Source organism: Streptomyces sp. NPDC029041, assembly GCF_040637515.1.
Classification (GTDB): Bacteria; Actinomycetota; Actinomycetes; order Streptomycetales; family Streptomycetaceae; genus Streptomyces.
Window position 1 is genome coordinate 40242 of the sequence record NZ_JBEZWO010000018.1, and the last position, 16620, is coordinate 56861.

10 protein-coding genes are annotated in these 16620 nt (G+C 70.4%); 2 read left to right on the forward strand and 8 right to left on the reverse strand.

Features of this window, described 5'->3' with window-relative positions:
* Positions 1-202: 202 nt before the first annotated feature.
* Positions 203-1174, forward strand: a complete 972-nt coding sequence (locus AB0F04_RS33650) for a LacI family DNA-binding transcriptional regulator (protein WP_362049001.1) — start codon at positions 203-205, stop codon at positions 1172-1174.
* Between the two features lie 62 nt (positions 1175-1236).
* Here AB0F04_RS33650 and AB0F04_RS33655 read toward each other — a convergent pair whose 3' ends face one another.
* From AB0F04_RS33655 to AB0F04_RS33690, 8 genes are all read right to left on the reverse strand, one after another.
* On the reverse strand, positions 1237-3000 hold the full coding sequence (locus AB0F04_RS33655; protein WP_362048827.1) for a cellulase family glycosylhydrolase: 1764 nt from the start codon (positions 2998-3000) through the stop codon (positions 1237-1239).
* Positions 3001-3101: 101 nt separating this feature from the next.
* Positions 3102-4613 (reverse strand): glycoside hydrolase family 43 protein, encoded by a 1512-nt coding sequence (locus AB0F04_RS33660; RefSeq protein ID WP_362048830.1) that lies wholly within the window; start codon positions 4611-4613, stop codon positions 3102-3104.
* Between the two features lie 18 nt (positions 4614-4631).
* Positions 4632-6767 carry an alpha-galactosidase gene (locus AB0F04_RS33665; protein ID WP_362048833.1) on the reverse strand — a complete coding sequence of 712 codons (2136 nt, stop codon included), beginning with the start codon at positions 6765-6767 and terminating at the stop codon, positions 4632-4634.
* 28 nt (positions 6768-6795) lie between these two features.
* A complete protein-coding gene (locus tag AB0F04_RS33670; protein WP_362048836.1) occupies positions 6796-8781 on the reverse strand; it encodes a beta-galactosidase in 1986 nt (661 codons plus the stop codon).
* Positions 8778-9821 (reverse strand): LacI family DNA-binding transcriptional regulator, encoded by a 1044-nt coding sequence (locus tag AB0F04_RS33675; protein ID WP_362048839.1) that lies wholly within the window; start codon positions 9819-9821, stop codon positions 8778-8780. The genes AB0F04_RS33670 and AB0F04_RS33675 overlap by 4 nt, the downstream gene beginning before the upstream one ends.
* Positions 9822-9939: 118 nt before the next feature.
* A complete protein-coding gene (locus AB0F04_RS33680; RefSeq protein WP_362048842.1) occupies positions 9940-10917 on the reverse strand; it encodes a carbohydrate ABC transporter permease in 978 nt (325 codons plus the stop codon).
* Positions 10914-11861, reverse strand: a complete 948-nt coding sequence (locus tag AB0F04_RS33685) for an ABC transporter permease subunit (RefSeq protein ID WP_362048845.1) — start codon at positions 11859-11861, stop codon at positions 10914-10916. The genes AB0F04_RS33680 and AB0F04_RS33685 overlap by 4 nt, the downstream gene beginning before the upstream one ends.
* Positions 11858-13531: a Tat pathway signal sequence domain protein gene (locus AB0F04_RS33690; protein WP_362048848.1), complete on the reverse strand. Its 1674-nt coding sequence runs from the start codon at positions 13529-13531 to the stop codon at positions 11858-11860. The genes AB0F04_RS33685 and AB0F04_RS33690 overlap by 4 nt, the downstream gene beginning before the upstream one ends.
* 253 nt (positions 13532-13784) lie before the next feature.
* On the opposite strand from AB0F04_RS33690, the gene AB0F04_RS33695 reads away from it, so the two are divergent.
* Positions 13785-16580: a glycoside hydrolase family 3 C-terminal domain-containing protein gene (locus AB0F04_RS33695; protein ID WP_362048851.1), complete on the forward strand. Its 2796-nt coding sequence runs from the start codon at positions 13785-13787 to the stop codon at positions 16578-16580.
* Positions 16581-16620 lie beyond the last annotated feature (40 nt).

Genomic DNA, 16620 nt, shown 5'->3' on the forward strand with positions numbered 1-16620 from the left:
TCCGAGGCTCCTGCCGATGACGAAAGTGCGGGTATGCTTTCGTGACCCCCGGGGTCGCGCGGGGGTGCCGGAATGACGGCCTCACTCGGCGAGGGATGGGAAAGGCAACGTGCCGGACAACCGATCAGAAGCGCCTTCCACGGAAGAGACCGAAGAGTCGGAAGAACGGAGCACGGACGGCGGAGGTCCGGCGGCCGTCACCATCGCGTACATCGCCGAGTCGGCCGGCGTCTCCGTCCCCACCGTGTCGAAGGTGCTCAACGGCCGGTCCGGCGTGTCCGACGAGACCCGGGCCCGTATCGAGGAACTGATCCGGCGGTACGGCTACCGCAAGCCGCCGAAGAACCGCAGCAACCTCGTGGAGCTCGTGTTCCGCGAACTGGAGAGCATGTGGGCCGTGGAGATCATCCGGGGCGTGGAACGGGCGGCCCGCAGGAACAAGGTCGGTGTGCTGGTCTCGGAGTTCGGTCTTCACGACACACCGGCCAGGACCATCGACGAGACCGTGGGGCGGCGCCCGCAGTGCGTCCTGTCGGTGGCCTGGCTGTCCGAGGACGAGCGGGACCAGCTCAAGGCGAAGGGCATCCCGTTCGTCGTGTTCGATCCGAACGGGGAACTCCCCGACGACGTGCCGTTCGTCGGTGCGACCAACTGGCGGGGAGGCCAGGCCGCGACCCGGCACCTGATCGATCTGGGACACCGGCGCATCGCCATGATCAGCGGACCCGATCACCCCTTCTGTCTCGCGCGGTCCTCCGGCTACGTCTCGGCTCTCGCCGAGGCCGGTCTTCCGGTGGACCCGGACCTGATGGTCAAGACCTTGCTCACCCGCGAGGACGGTTACGAGGCGGCACGGGATCTGCTCGCCCGGACGGACCGCCCCACCGCCGTCTTCACCGCCAACGACATGCAGGCTCTCGGCGTCTACCAGGCGGCGCGCGAGCTGGGACTGAGCATCCCGGAGGACCTGAGCGTGGTCGGCTTCGACGACGTACCGGCCGTGGCCTGGGTCGACCCGCCCCTGACCACGGTCCACCAGCCCCTCGCCGACATGGCCGTCGCCGCCACCGAACTGGCGCTGGCCCTGGGCCGTGGGGAGGACGTGCCCCAGGTCGGACTGGAGATCGCGACCACCCTCACGATCCGGGAGAGCACGGCCCCGCCCAAGAGCTGAGGGAGAGGGGGCGGGCCCCGGGTGCCTGGACGGCACCCGGGGCGAGGCGAGGCGAGGCACGGTCAGGCGACCGTTCCCGTCACCGAGCCTCCGTTCTTGATCACGCGGTACGTCACGGTCGAGCCGCTCCAGAAGTGGAAGGTCAGCGTCACCTGCTCACCGTCACGCAGGGCGTTCAGGTAGGCGGGGGTCAGGGTGAGTGCGTTGCCCGAGTAGTCGGGGGAGAAGGCGCCGTTGAACTCCTGGTAAGGAGTCCACGAGGTGTTGCCGGCGGCGCTGCCGTCGGCGTACTTCGACTCCATGGTCGCCAGCAGGTCACCACGGAACTGGGTGGGGATGCCGAGCCCGTCGGAGGTGGAACCGCTCGCCCCCGAGAGCACCGGCCGGTCGTACGTGGTGACGTAGACGTTCCAGGGGACGCCCGAGGAGAAACGGGCCTGGATCGTCGCGTTGGTTCCGTAGGCGCGGTTGCCGGCCAGTCTGGTGAGAGCGGAGGCCGTGAGGGTGAGCTGGTTGCCGGAGACGGTGTAGTCCCGCCCCCGGACGAGTTGTGTGGTGCCCTGCCAGAGGCCCCGGAAGGAGGTGCCGTTCGGGTTCAGCGTGAGCGTCTTGGCCGTGATGGCGCTCGACTTCGCCAGGAAGATCCGGTCCGAGGACGCGGTTCCCGAGCGGGTGGTCCAACTGGACTTGATCGCGGCGAACAGCGCGGGGTCGGACCACCGCAGGGTGGTGCGGTTCAGGTAGTTCCAGCTTCCGGCGTCCCACAGGGCCGTGGTCACACCGGCGGTGCGGGCGTTGTAGCCGAGCTGCTCGTAGAACTTCAGCGCCTCGCCCCGCTCGATTCGGGAGGGGTGGTTGGAGTCGGGGAACTGCAGCAGGCCGTACTCACCGAGGTACACGGGGATGCCCTTGGACGTGAGGGTGGCACGGATCCTGGCGAAGTTGTCGCTCATGTCCTTCTGCGAGGTGGCGTCGAAGGTGGTGCCGCCCGCGACGTTCACGCTGAACGGGTAGTAGCCGTAGTAGTGCACGGTGGCCACGAGGTTCTTGTCGTTCAGCGCCTTCATCTCGCCGGCCAGGGCGTCCAGGAACGCCTGGCCGGAGTTGGTGTGCAGGGTGGGCAGGACGAGCAGCCGGGTCGCGTTGTTGCCGCCGGACTGGCGTACCACGGTGTGGAACGCGGTGTTCAGCTCGCTGTTGTACTGGATGCCCTGGGCGTCGGTGGTGTTGTTGAACTGCGGTTCGTTGTTGCTCTCGAACAGCAGCCTCTGCGGGGAGTTCCTGAACTTGGCGGCGATCTGGGTCCAGCTGGCCTTGAAGCGGGCCAGGACGCCGTCATGGTCGGTGGGCATGTCGGCGATCCACTGCCACGAGTCGTGATGCACGTTGATCACGACGTACAGACCGTCGGCCAAGGCCATGTCGACGACTTCCTTGACGCGGTTCATCCACGTCGCGTCGATCGTGTAGGGGGCCGTGGAGGACTGGTGGTCGGTCCAGGTGACGGGAATGCGGACACTGCGGAAGCCCTGGGCCTTGATCGTGTCGAACACGGCCTTGGTGGCCTTCGGGTTGCCCCAGGACGTCTCGTCGGGAATGGCGTCCAGCGTGTTGCCCAGGTTCCAGCTGGGCTGCATCGCGGCCACCGTCTCCATCGGGGTGGCGGCGAGCTTCGGGAGCCGTATCGGCAGCGAGTCCCTGTGGCCGGGTGCGGCGAAGGCCGTGGTGCCGGTCAGCCCGATCATGGTGACCAGCGCCAGCAGGAGGCCGAGCACACGGCCCGGGCCGCGACTGCGGCGGTCGGTCAGGTGGTGCGATCTCTTCATGTCTGACCCTTCTGTGTCAGCCGGGCGGAATCCGCCCGTGGGGGGATGGTGCGTTCAGGCCGGTCGAGGAAGAGCAGTTCCCGCGGCGCCCTGGCGCCGGATCAGGAGCCGAGGGGCTCGTAGTCGAACCAGTCGAAGTGGACCGTGCCGGCCCCGGCGTACAGGCCGATGACGCGGCCGGTGAAGCCACCGGCCACCTCGGTCGACAGGTAGCGGCCGTCGAGGGCGCCGAGCTCGGTGAACGTGCCGTCCGGCTCCTCGACGCCGAACGTGAGAGTGTCCGGCCCGGTGCGGGCGTCCCGTGCGGGGGTGGGGGAGACGCGGAGGCCGAGGACCACAGGCCCGGCGGGCACGGACCGTGACGCCACGACGGTGCGCAGGGGTCCCACGCGGGCGAGCATCCGCACCTCTCCCGCGGACGCCTCGATCGCGTAGTGGTGCTCCTCGTCCAGGCGGACCGCGAGGCCGCCACGGCCCTCCGCCGGGTCGACGCGGGTCCGCGCCTCGCACGTCAGGTGCTGCTGACGGCGACCCACGAAAACGACGTCCCGTTCGTCGAGCGAGGCGCCGCGGGCGCTCAGGGTCAGCCAGCCGGCGCGTTCCTTGGTGGTGCAGTGCTCCACGAGACGGTCCCGCACGGAGATCCACTGCGGCCGCAGCTCACTGAGGTCGAAGTCGTCACGGACGGGCTCGGTGGGCACGGGGACGAGCGGCCAGGCCGGTACGGGCAGTTCGGACGGCACCTCGCCGACGACCGGCCATCCGTCCACCCACTCCACCGGCGCCAGGAACGTCTCACGGCCCAGCACGTGCCAGCCGGGCGTGCCGCCCCTCGGCCTGACGGCGAGCAGCACCATCCACCACGAGCCGTCGGGTGCCTGGACCAGATCGGCGTGTCCGGTGTTCTGAACAGGACGGTTGGTGCCGCGGTGGGTCAGGAACGGGTTGTGGGGGCACGGCTCGAACGGGCCGGAGGGAGACGTGCCGCGGGCGATCGAGACGCCGTGACCGCGCTCGGTGCCGCCCTCGGCGATCAGCAGGTACCAGTACGCGCCGATGCGGTACAGGTGCGGTGCCTCCGGGGCCATGGCGTCGACGCCGCCGGACCAGAGCGGTCGCGGCTCGCCGAGCGTCTCCCCGGTGGACGGGTCGATGCGCACCTGAGAGACCCCGGCGATCGTGCACCAGCAGGTGCCGTCCTCGTCCCAGGCGAGGTCCGGGTCGATGCCCTTGACTCCCGGCAGCCGCACCGGTTCGGACCAGGGCCCGGCGGGGTCGGTCGCGGTGAACAGCAGGTTCCCCTCGCCCTCGGCGACGTTGGTGACGATCAGCCAGAAACGGCCGTCGTGGTGGCGCAGGGTGGGGGCGTAGATGCCGCCGGACGACGACATCTCCGTGGGCAGACGCAGCTGGCTGGGCCGGTCCAGGGCGTTGCCGATCTGGGTCCAGTGCACCAGGTCGCGACTGTGGAAGACGGGGATGCCGGGGAAGTACTCGAAGCTGGAGCAGACCAGGTAGTAGTCGTCGCCCACCCGGCACACGCTTGGGTCGGGATGGAAGCCGGGAATCACGGGGTTGGTCACGGCGGCTGTCGGAAGCTGCTTCTCTGGCACGCGGTCACATCCTTGTCGTCAGCGGTTCGTCGACGTGTGGTCGAGGCGGAGCAGCACTGCGGACGGAGCCGTGGGCAGCGTCAGCGTGAGATCGGCGATGCCGGGATCCCAGTGGGCGTCGGCCTGGCTCGCGGTCGGGTAGAGCACCTCGATGCGTGCCGCGGAGCCGCGCAGGTGCGGCAGGGCGAGACGCCTGGTGGGCTCGGCTCCGGGGCGGCGCCACACCGTGAGGTACGTGGTGTCGGGGGTGCGCAGGGCGAGGGCGAGCCAGGGGTCCTCCCAGGCCGGCAGGCCGAGCGGCCAGAGGGGGACGGCCCGGGCCAGGTCGTCGCGGATGGCCTTGTACACGGCGACGGCCTCGTGCACCAGGGCGAGGGCCTCGGGCCGCAGGTCCGGCAGCAGGCCCGACAGGTGGATGCGCCCGAGGAGGGCGTTGGCCATCGTGAAGGCCACCTCGTCCAAGGAGTTCTGCGGCAGCGGGTAGGCCCAGACGGCGCCCTGCTCGGGTGTGACCGCGGTGGGGGCGGAGGCGGCGATGGGCGCGTACAGCTGGAGATTCTGCTGGTCACTGGTGGACTGCAGCTGCAGCCGGGACAGCAGGGCGTAGTCCCAGCGCATACCGCCGGACGAGCAGTTCTCCACCACCAGCTGCGGAAAGCGGTCCAGGATGCCGTCGAGCCAGTCGAGGTGGGCCCGGTTGTGACCGAGCAGACCGGCGCCCGGCGTTTCCCCGGGGTGGGCACTGGTACCGGAGCCCGGGTCGATGTTGTGGTCGAGTTTGAGGTAACCGACGCCCCACTCGCCGACCAGTCGGTCCACGACCTGGTCCAGGTGGGCGCGGGCCGCCGGGTGGCGCAGGTCCAGGTGGTGGCGGCCGGTCTCCGTGACGCGGACACCGTCACGACGGAAGAACGCCTCGTCCGGGAGGGACTTGGCCATGGGGCTGCGGACGCCGATCACCTCGGGCTCCAGCCACAGACCGGGGACCATGCCGCGCTCCCGGATGCGGTCCAGCACCTCGTGGATGCCGCGCTCGCCGGGAAAGCGCGAGGCGGCGGGCTCCCAGGCGCCCACGCTGTCCCACCAGCCGCCGTCGTCGCCGTCGTACCAGCCGGCGTCGATGACGAAGTACTCCGCCCCCGCATCGGCGGCCGCGTCGATCAGCGGCAGCAGCTTCTCCGTCGTCGGGTCGCCCATCAGGCAGTTCATGTAGTCGTTGAAGATGACGGGCAGCCCTTGGTGGTCCGGGTGCGGGCGGCGGATGAGGCGCCGGTAGCGGGTGAGCGCGGCGAACGCCTCGTCAGGGCCGCCGTCGTCGCTGAAGGCGAGAGCGACCGGTACGGTGGCGAACTCCGCACCGGGCTCCAGCGGATGCCGCCAACCGTGGTGGGTGTCGTTCGGGCCGTACAGGGCCAGGTAGGCCAGCGTGTCGCGTTCGCCGCACTCCCAGTGCCAGCCGCCGCCGTTGTGCTCGATCTGCCACAGCCAGGTACGGCCCGTGCCACGATCGGTCAGGCCGCCCATGGGAAGCCGGCCGCAGCTGGACCACACGCCCCGACCGGTCCGGGTGAACTCGCCCTTGCCGTTGTCGTAGACGACGCGGTCGCCGAGGAAGGGAGAGGTCACCCGCATCGGCTGTCGCTGCCACCGGCATTCGGCGACCCAGTCGTTCTCGGCCCACAGCAGGTCCGCCGCCTCGACGGCCTCCGGACCGTCGGCGAGCGCCCCCACGACGAGGGAGGAGACCGACTCCAGGTGAAGGGTGGCCTCCCCGTCGTTGCGCAGGGCCACGTCGGCCCGCAACACGGGCACCCCGTCCGGGGAGCGGTAGGTGACTTCCGCGGCGAGACCGCTCTCGGGGTCGTGAAGTCCGACCGTGAGCAGGTGCCACTCGCCGTCGCGCGTCACTCGGTGCTCGCGGTACCGCAGACGCGCGCCGAGGGAGGTGTCGATGAGGCGCCCGCCCGACCAGGCGCGGCCGTGACCGGCGGCCGTCACCTCCACCAAGGGCAGCGGAGGCCAGGTACGCGGCTCGGGAGGCGTGCCCCCGGGGCGGCCGATCCGGGTGAGGCGGGCGATGCCGTCCTCGGCGACGCCGATCTCGACCTCCAGGGCCCGGTGGCCCCATCGGAGAGTCTGCGGTGCGCTGGTCATGGTTGCCCTTCCGATCGGTCAGCGAGGTTCAGGCGATACGGAGCACGACGCAGCCGCCGGGCGGCAGTTCGGACACCGGGGCGCCCGTGAGCAGGTCGTGGGCGGGCTCGGGCAGCGGCACGGGTTCGGTGCGATGGCTGATCAGAAAGCGCCAGCGGCGGCCGTCCGGGGCGTGCCGGGTCACGGCCTCGACCCGCGGAGGCAGGCCCTGCACCTCGGGTCCCACGCCCGCCTCGTCGAGGAGCCGTGCGACCAGGGCCGTGTAATCGGCGTCGTCGAGGCGGGTGGAGAGGTACCAGCCCTGACCGGTGCCGTAGCGGTGACGGGTGAGCGCCGGGCGGCCCGTGAGCATGCCGTGGGTGTAGGCGGCGAGCGTCTGTGCACCGTCGGAGCGCACGGACTCGCTCCACACGGTGCCGTGCGATCCGTCCGACAGGATGATCCGCTCGTCCCGCCGCAGCGGCCGGTACTCCTCGACGCGGATGCCCAGCGCCTCGCGCAGGGGAGCGGCCGGATACCCGCCGAGACGGGCGTGCAGGCGGTCGTCGACGTATCCGCTCGCGTGCTGCACCAGAAGCGTTCCGCCGCCGGCGACGTAGCGGCGCAGGTTCTCGGCTGCCTCGTCGGCGAGGAGGAACAGGGCCGGTGCGACGACGAGCGGGTACCGACCCAGATCGTGTCCGGGGTGGGCGAAGTCGACCGTGACACCGGCGTCCCACAGAGCGCGGTGGGCCCGGCCGAGTGCCGCGTGGTAGTCGAGGCCCGCAGACGGCAGGCCGTCCACGCCGAGTGCCCACCATGCGTCCGCGTCGTGCAGGACCGCCACCGACCCGGTGACCGTCGACCCCGCCACCTCCCCGAGCCGGGCCACCGCCTCGCCGGTCTGCGTGACCTCGCGGAAGATCCGGCTGTCGGGTCCCGCGTGCGGCACCATCGCCGAGTGCCATGTCTCGGCGCCGGCCCGGGACTGCCGCCACTGGAAGAAGAGAGCGCCCTCCGAACCGCGCGCGATGTGGCCGAGGGTGTGGCGCAGGACGTCCCCGGGCTCCTTGGCGAGGACCCGGTCCCGGTCGTACACCGTGTTGGTGCCCTGCTCCATCAGCAGCCACGGCCGTCCGCCGCCCAGGGAGCGGGCGCGGTCGGCGTGGAAGGCGGCGTCGGCGGCGGCATCCAGACCCGGAGCGCTCGGGTACTGGTCGGAGCTGACCACGTCGAGCTCGCGTGCGAGGGCCCACAGATCCATGTTCTGGTAGGCGGGCAGCATGAGGTTGGTCGTCACCGGGCGGTCGCTGTGCGCGCGGATCGCCTCGCGCTGCTCGCGGTAGGCGGCGATCACCTCGTCGGACCAGAAGCGGTGGAAGTCCAGCTGCTGGCCGGGGTTCTTGTGCCAGTTGGTCGCGCGCGGCGGCAGCACCTGCTCCCAGGAGCCGTAGCGCTGGCTCCAGAAAGCCGTTCCCCACGCCTCGTTGAGCGCGTCCAGTGTTCCGTGGCGCTCGCGCAGCCACATCCGGAAGGCGGCCGCCGTGTGGTCGCAGTAGCACAGCGTGGCGTACTCGTTGTGCACGTGCCACAGCGCGAGGGCCGGGTGGTCGCCGTAGCGTTCCGCGAGGGCCCCGGCGATCCTGCGGGACGCGTTCCGGTATGCGGGAGCCGTCAGGCAGTAGGTGTCCCTGCTGCCGTGGGTGAGGCGGGTGCCGTCGGGCCGGACGGTCAGCGCGTCGGGGTGGGCCAGGGTGAACCAGGGCGGCGGGGAGGCGGTGGGGGTAGCCAGGTCGACGGCCACGCCGTTCGCGTGCAGCCGGTCGAGGTGGGTGTCGAGCCAGGCGAAGTCGTACCGCCCTTCCTCGGGTTCCAGCAGGGCCCACGAGAAGACTCCGAGGGTGGCCAGGTTGACCCTGGACCGGCGCATCAGTTCGTCGTCCTCCTTCCAGACCGGTTCGTCCCACTGCTCGGGGTTGTAGTCGCCGCCGAAGGCGAGTCCGCCCAGACGGTCGGTGAGGCTGAGCGAGGTCATGACGGGCCCTCCCGGTGGGTCGACGTGGCGAGAGTGCTGCTCTGACGCAACGTCAGGAGTGGGGGCAGCAGTGTCCGTTCGTCCTGCGGCGGCTCGCCCCGCGTCGCTGAGTCGAGCCGGCGCATCAACTGCTCGACCGCCACCCGGCCCAGTTCCTGCGCCGGTCCGGAGACGGCGGTGAGCAGGGGCGCGTGCTGCTCGGCCAGCTGGTCCGGGCACAGCGCGACCACCGACGCGTCCTCGGGGACCGCGCGCCCGCTGATGCGCAACAGGCTGAGGAGCGGGCCGATCGCCCCCTCGTTCTGCACCACGAAACCCGTGGTGTCGGGCCGGTCGGCCAGGACGCGGGCGAGCGTGCCCGCGGTGCCTTCGTAGGTGCCGTCGCATGGGCGGTGCAGAAAACGCAGGCCGCGGCTCTCCGCGCGCTCGCAGAAGCCCGCCAGGGTGCGTTCCGCGTATCCGGCGTGCCGCTCGTACACACCGGACGCGTAGCCGACGAAGGCGACGTGCCGGTGACCGAGGTCCGCGAGGTGGTCAGCGCACAGCGCCCCGGCGGCGGCGAAGTCGTGGTCGACGCAGGACAGTCCGCGTGGATCGTCGGGCAGGCCGATGAGCACGGCCTGTGTGCCCTCGGCCCGCAGTGCGGGCAGACGCTTGTCGTCCAGGACGACGTCCATGAGGATCACACCGTCCGCGAGGCCGCTCGCCGCGACCCGGCGCACCCCTTCGGGGCCCTCGTCACTGGTGACCAGCAGGACGTCGTAGCCGTGCAGGCGGGCCGCCGTGGTGACCGAGACGGCGATCTCCATCATGATCGGGACGTACACGTCGGTGCGCAGCGGCACCGCAAGGGCGATGATGTGCGAGCGGCGGCCCGCCAGGGCACGGGCGCCGGCGTTGGGGTGGTAGCCGAGCGCGGCCACGGAACGCTGGACGCGAAGCCGGGTCGCGTCGGAGATCGGACGCCTGCCGTTGAGCGCGTAGCTGACCGTGCTGGACGAGACGCCCGCGTGTCGAGCCACATCGGCGATGGTCACCATGCTGTCCGCGGGTCCTTCCTGGGTGTGTGGGGGGGAGCGGCTCCGCTCCGGCAGCGGGGTTGGGCAGGGGGAGCCGCTCCCGGTCCGAGGGGGGCGGGGGTGCCGGCGAGTGGCCGGTTCACCCCTTGATCGCGCCCGTGAGCACACCGGTGCGGAAGTGCTTCTGGACGAACGGGTAGACGATCAGCAGCGGTACGAGCGTCAGGACGACCACCGCCATCTGCAGCGAGAGCGGAGCGGTCTGCGCGTTCGCGCTGCCGAAGCCGGAGTTGACCGAGCCGGGCAGGCCCACCCCGCGGTTGACGTAGGTCAGCAGGACGTACTGCAGGGGCCACTTCTCGCTCTCCGTCGGCATGTACAACATGACGTTGAAGAAGGAGTTCCAGTAGCCGACGCCGTAGAAGAGGGCGATCACCGCGGTCACCGCCCGTGAGGTGGGCAGGACGACCGACCAGAGGATCCGCCAGTCGCCGGCGCCGTCCGCCCGGGCCGCGTCGATCAGCTCGCCGGAGGTCGAGGAGTAGAACGAGCGCAGCACCAGGATGTTGAAGACGGAGACCGCGCTCGGCAGGATCAGCGCCCAGTACTGGTTGTAGCCGCCGAGCCCGGTGACCACCAGGAAGGTGGGGATCATGCCGCCGCCGACGAACATCGTGATGATGAGCAGGAGCAGGATGAAGCGGTGCCCGAGCGAGCGGGACCTGGACAGGCCGTAGGCGCACAGCACCGAGACCACCATCGACAGCGCGGTGCCGACCACGGTGACGCCGAGACTCACCAGCAGCGCGGTGCGTACGGTCGAGTCGCCCAGCATCTCCCGGTAGGCCTGAAGACTCAGCCCGTCCGGCCAGATGACCAGCCCCCCGGCGCGGTTGACGGCGCCGGGGGAGGAGACGCTGGTGAGGACGATGATCCACAACGGGACAACGATCACCGCCAGCACTCCACCCAGCGTCAGCCCCTTCGCCGCCTGGCCGACGGGGGTCGACGGCTCCTCCCAGGCGGGGCGCCCGCCGCGTGATCTGCGCCGGACGACCGGGGCCGCGGAGGTGCGCGAGACCACTCGGCTGCGTTCGATCGTGGATGTGTTGGTCATTTCCGGTACAACCCGTCCTCCCCGAAGGCGTGCGCCAGCTTGTTGGCACCCCAGATCAGCAGCAGCGAGATGACGCTCTTGAAGAGGCCGGCCGCCGCGCCGTAGCTGTAGTCGTTGGTGGCGATGCCGTAGTAGAAGGAGAAGGTGTCCAGGACGTCGGCCGCGTCGTGACCGACCGACGCCCGCTGGATCAGGAACTGCTCGAAGCCCACCGACAGGGCGTTGCCCAGCCGCAGCACCAGCAACAGGACGATGACCCCGCGCAGGCCGGGCAGCGTGATGTGCCACATACGCCGCCAGCGCCCCGCGCCGTCCACCGCCGCCGCCTCGTAATTCTCGGGGTTGATCGCGGCCAGCGCGGCGAGGAAGACGATGATGCCCCAGCCCGCTTCCTTCCATATCGCCTGGGAGGTGACCAGCAAGGCGAAGGTGTGCGGGTCCGTCATGATGTCCCAGGTACCGATGTTGTGCGTGCGCAGGAGGTGGTTCAGGATGCCCGCGCCGCCCAGCATCTGCTGGAAGATCGTGATGGTGAGCACCCACGAGAAGAAGTGGGGCAGGTAGACGATCGACTGGAAGAAGTTGCGGATCCGTTCGCTGATCACGGTGTTCAGCAGCAGGGCCAGCGCGATCGGGATCGGAAAGAACAGGATCAGCTGGACGAAGCTCAGGTAGAGCGTGTTCTTCAGAGCCCCCCAGAAGATCGGGTCGGTGAGCAGGCGCTTGAACTGGTCGAGGCCGGCCCAGTCGCTGTGCCAGACCCCGATCAGGGGGTCGTAGTACTGGAAGGCCGTGACGAGCCCGAAGAGCGGCGCATAGTTGAAGACCAGCAGCAGGACGACCGTGGGCAGCGTCATGATGATGAGCGTCCGGTCGCGGCGCAGTCTGATGCGCCAGTTCAGCCGCTCGGGCTGTTGAGCCTGCCGAGCTTCCGCCGTGCTCACTGACCGGTCCCGTACTTGTCGAGCACGTTCTCGGTCATCCAGCTCTTCAGCCGGTTGCCGCTGCTCGACTTCCAGCTGGCGATGGCGGCCTGTACGTCCGAGACCTTCTTCTTGCCGCGGGTGCAGTCCTGGATCGTGTCGTCGACCGACTGCGCCGCCGCGGCCGTGGCGATGGACTGCGGCATGCTGATGTTCATGCCCCAGAAGACCGGCTTGTACAGGGCCTTCACATTGGCCGCCTGGAAGGCCGCGAAGTCCTTGGTGACCATGTCGGCACCCTGGTTGCTGATCACCGACGAGGACTTGGCGAGGAACGGGTAGGTCTGCTGCTGGACGTACTTCTGGCCCGCGTCCGTGGCCGTGGGCACACCGTCCTTCATCGTGTAGTGGACGCCTTCGACACCGTAGTTGACCATCGTGAACTCGCGTGACCCGTACGGGGCGGCCAGGTAGTCGGCGACCGCGAGCAGCTCCTCGATCTGGCTGGGCTTCAGCCTGGCGTTGAGGTAACTGACGATGCTGGTGAAGCTGCCCATGAAGGTGCTGGGCTTGCTCTTGCCGTCGGCGGCGAAGAAGTTGAACGAGCCGCGCCGGTAGTTCTTGTCCGCGGCGATCCCGGACTGGTAGTCGGCGAGGTTCCAGGTACCGGTGCCGCCGCCCACGATCAGCACCTTCCCGGAGTAGAAACGGGGGCCCGAGGGGGTGTTCGCGAGCGCGTCCGGGTGCATGTAGCCGTTCTTGGCCAGCTTGTAGTGCCAGTCGAGCGCCTCCAGGAACTCCGGCATCTCGTACTTGTGGACCAGCTTGCCGTCCACGACCTTCCAGGTGTCCGGCAGGCCCCAGAACGGGAAGGTGTACGTCCACACCTGGTCGAAGGCCCACACGCCGCGCTTGGCGTCGGTCAGCTCCTTGCCGAGGTTCATCAGGTCGTCGGCCGACTTCACGTCGTCCGCCGTGATGCCCTTCGCCTCCAGGATGTCGCGCCGGTAGAAGGTGGTGCCGGCGATGGAGAACCGGGTGGCCCCGCAGGGTATGCCGTACAGCTTGTTGCCCCAGGCGCCCGTCCGCCAGGCGCCGGTGGGGATCGCGGCGAGGTTGGGATACTTCTTGATCTTGTCGCCGGACAGGTAGGGCGTCAGGTCCGCGAGCTGGGAGCCCGCCAGCTGGCCGACGCTGAAGTTGGCGTTCCACCAGGACGGCAGCTGGATCCAGTCGGGCAGGCGCTTGGCGGCCGTCATCGTCGGGATGATGGTCGCGTAGTTGTTGCCGTCCGCCGGCTTGATGGTGAGATCGACGCCCAGGGCCTTGTTCATGGCCTGGTAGAAGGAGTTACCGGGTGGCGGCACGGTGCCCCACAGCGGGGTGACCGCGGTGTACTTGCCGCCCTTGCCGGGGACGCCGGAGACCGTGGTCGGGTGTTCGGTGGGGTAGCGGAGGAAGCCCGGGTCGGTGACCGCGTCCGGGCCGTTCGACACCGGGGGGATGTCCGGCTTGACGGCCGTGTTGGGCACGTAGGCGGGCAGTGCCTTCTTCAGTCCTGACGCGGTGTTCGAACCGGTCTGCCCTCCGCCGCCGCTGCCGCAGGCGGAGAGCAAGGGGGCCATCGCCGCGGCCCCCGCCACCGCCGAGGCCTTGCCGACGAAGCTCCTGCGGTTCAACTCGTTGCTCATAGCGGCCCTTCTCCCTCGGAGCGTCGAAGCGCTTCACTTGGCGGCGAACGTTAATGACAGGTTTCTCGCGAAACAAGAGGGTGATACCTGAGAAAGTTTCTTTCCTCCCGTGCATTGACAGGCCGTGACGACCAGTGGCAGCGTCGAAGCGCTTCAACGATTCGAAACCGGCCTGCTTCTAGGGGTTTGCCTCGTGGGTTCTCCGTCCTTGCCCGCCGCCGATCGGCTTCCGTTCCGTGACCCCGCGCTGCCCATGGCGAAGCGCGTCGACGACCTGCTCGGGCGGCTCACACTCGACGAGCGGATCGCCCTTCTGCACCAGTACGCCCCGGCCGTCGAGCGACTCGGCGTCGCCTCGTTCCGCACCGGCACGGAGGCACTGCACGGTGTGTCCTGGCTCGGCGAAGCGACCGTCTTCCCGCAGGCCGTGGGGCTCGGGGCGACCTGGGACGAGGACCTCGTGCGGGAGGTCGCCCGAGCCGTCTCGGTCGAACTGCGCGCCTTCCACCGCCACCGCCCGACGGCGAACGGCGCCGGCACCAACAGCCTTCAGGCGTGGGCGCCCGTGCTGAACCTGTTGCGCGACCCGCGCTGGGGCCGCAACGAGGAGGGCTACTCCGAGGACCCGGAGCACACCGCCCGGCTCGGCACGGCCTATTGCCAGGGGCTGGCCGGCGACCACCCCACCTACCTGCGGGCCGCTCCCGTGCTCAAACACTTCCTCGCCTACAACAACGAGGACGACCGCTGCGTCACCTCATCCGGTCTGCGCCCTCGCGTGCTCCAGGAGTACGACCTTGCGGCCTTCAGGCCCGTCGTCGCCTCGGGCGCGGCCACCGGCGCGATGGCCGCGTACAACCTCGTCAACGGCCGCCCCTGCCATGTCAGTCCGCTGATCCGGACGCAGCTGCGCGAGTGGGCCGTGCCGACCGGACACGAGCTCTTCGTGGTCAGCGACGCCGAGGCGCCGTCCAACCTGGTCGACCCGGAGCGCTACTTCGCCGATCACCCCGAGGGACACGCGGCGGCGCTCAAGGCCGGCATCGACAGCTTCACCGACCAGAACGAGGACAGTTCCACGGTGACCGGCCGCTTGCGGGAGGCGTTGCAACGCGGCCTGATCGACGAGGCGGACATCGACCGCGCGGCCCGCCGTCACCTGCAACTCCGCTTCCGGCTCGGCGAGTTCGACCCCGACCTGGACCCGTACGCCGGAATCGGCCCGGACGTGATCGACTGCCCCGGCCACCGCGCCCTCGCCCGACGCGCCGCCACCGAGTCGGTGGTCCTGCTCAAGAACGACGGCCTGCTGCCCCTCCGGGCGGAGCGGTCCCCCCGCATCGCCGTCATCGGCCCGCACGCCGACAGCGTGTACGAGGACTGGTACAGCGGCACCCTGCCCTACCAGGTCGGCATCGCGTCCGGGCTGCGTGCCGCCTCGGCGGAGGTCGTCACCGCCGAGGGCGCCGACCGGATCGCCCTGCGCTCGCGCACCACGGGCGTACCCCTCGGCGGGACCACCTTCGACGTCCAGGAGTGGGGCGGCGGCGCCCTGACGCTGCGCGAGACCGGCACCGGACGCTACCTCACCCGCAAGGACGACGACGCCCTCCTCGCGGAACACACCATGATCAAGAGCTGGTTCGTCAACGAAACCTTCCGGCTGGAGCCCGATCCCCTCGGTGACCCCGGCACCGTGCTCCTGCGCAACATCCACAGCGGCCGCTACGCCGCGGTCGACCCCACGGACGGCCGCGTCGCCGCCACCGCCCAAACCCCGCAGGGGGCCGAACGCTGGCAGCGGGAGCTGCTGCGCGACGGTACGGCCGAGGCCCGCGCCGCCGCCGAGGCGGCCGAGGTCGCGATCGTCGTCCTCGGCAACCACCCGCTCATCGACGGCCGCGAGACCGAAGACCGTTCGGGCATCGCCCTGCCCGCGGCCCAGGAGGCGCTGCTGCGCGCGGTCGCAGCGGTCCGCCCGGAGACCGCCCTGGTCGTCATGAGCAGCTACCCCTACGCCCTCGACTGGGCCGACGAGCGCCTGCCCGCCGTGATGTGGACGTCTCACGGCGGGCAGGAAACCGGCACGGCACTGGCCGCCGTCCTGCTGGGTGACGCCGACCCTGCCGGGCGCCTGCCGCAGACCTGGTACCGGGGAGACGACGAGCTGCCGCACCCCCTCGACTACGACGTCATCAAGGCGGGCTGGACCTACCAGTACCACCGGCCCGCACCCCGCTACGCCTTCGGGCACGGTCTGTCCTACACCGACTTCACCTACCGCGACCTGCGGCTGTCAGCTGCACAGGTGGCGGGGGACGGTGCGCTCGACGTCTCGCTGACCCTGACGAACACCGGCGGCCGCACCGGAAGCGAGGTGGTCCAGCTCTACGTCCGGGCGCTGAACGCCCGTTACGAGGCGCCCAGGCTGCGGCTCGCCGACTTCCGCAAGGTGCGGCTCGAACCGGGGGTGAGCCGGGAGGTGGTCTTCCGGCTGCCCGCCGACCGGCTGGCACACTGGGACGTGGGCACGGGCGCCTTCACCGTGGACCCCGGGGCCTACGAGGTCCTCGTCGCCCGGTCCGCCGAAGACGTGGTCCTGACCGCACCCCTGACGGTGACCGGGGCGCCTCCCGCGCCTCGCGTGGTCGTCGGCCGCCGGACCCTGGCCGTCGACTTCGACGACCACACGGCCGTCACCCTGGTCGACGCCGACCGAGCCACCGGCGACGCGGTCGCCCCGGCCGACCCCGCACACCCCGCCACCCTGCTGTTCCGCCGCACCGATCTGAGCGGCGCGGCCCGCTTCGAGGCGCAGGTCGCGCGCGCGGACGCCGGCGGGGGAGAGGCACGGTTGGAGATCCGGGCCGGGCACCGGCCGTTGTCCGAACTCGCTGTGCCCGTCACCGGGGGCCCCTACATCCGGACCAGCGTGGCGGCTGACGTGACGGCACCCGCCGACGGCGTCCACGACCTGCGACTGATCCTGCACGGCGACTTCCGCCTCTCCTCCTTCTCCTTCGGCACGTCCGAGGCCGGGCCCGTATGACGCGTGCCGAGGTGTGCCGCCTCCCACCGCGGATGTCCAC

What these genes read in the sequence shown, in the direction of transcription:
- AB0F04_RS33655 (WP_362048827.1), bottom strand. Translation starts at nt 3,000, where the DNA reads ATGAAGAGATCGCACCACCTGACCGACCGCCGCAGTCGCGGCCCGGGC.
- AB0F04_RS33665 (WP_362048833.1), bottom strand. Translation starts at nt 6,767, where the DNA reads ATGACCAGCGCACCGCAGACTCTCCGATGGGGCCACCGGGCCCTGGAG.
- AB0F04_RS33670 (WP_362048836.1), bottom strand. Translation starts at nt 8,781, where the DNA reads ATGACCTCGCTCAGCCTCACCGACCGTCTGGGCGGACTCGCCTTCGGC.
- AB0F04_RS33675 (WP_362048839.1), bottom strand. Translation starts at nt 9,821, where the DNA reads ATGGTGACCATCGCCGATGTGGCTCGACACGCGGGCGTCTCGTCCAGC.
- AB0F04_RS33680 (WP_362048842.1), bottom strand. Translation starts at nt 10,917, where the DNA reads ATGACCAACACATCCACGATCGAACGCAGCCGAGTGGTCTCGCGCACC.
- AB0F04_RS33690 (WP_362048848.1), bottom strand. Translation starts at nt 13,531, where the DNA reads ATGAGCAACGAGTTGAACCGCAGGAGCTTCGTCGGCAAGGCCTCGGCG.
- AB0F04_RS33695 (WP_362048851.1), top strand. Translation starts at nt 13,785, where the DNA reads ATGGCGAAGCGCGTCGACGACCTGCTCGGGCGGCTCACACTCGACGAG.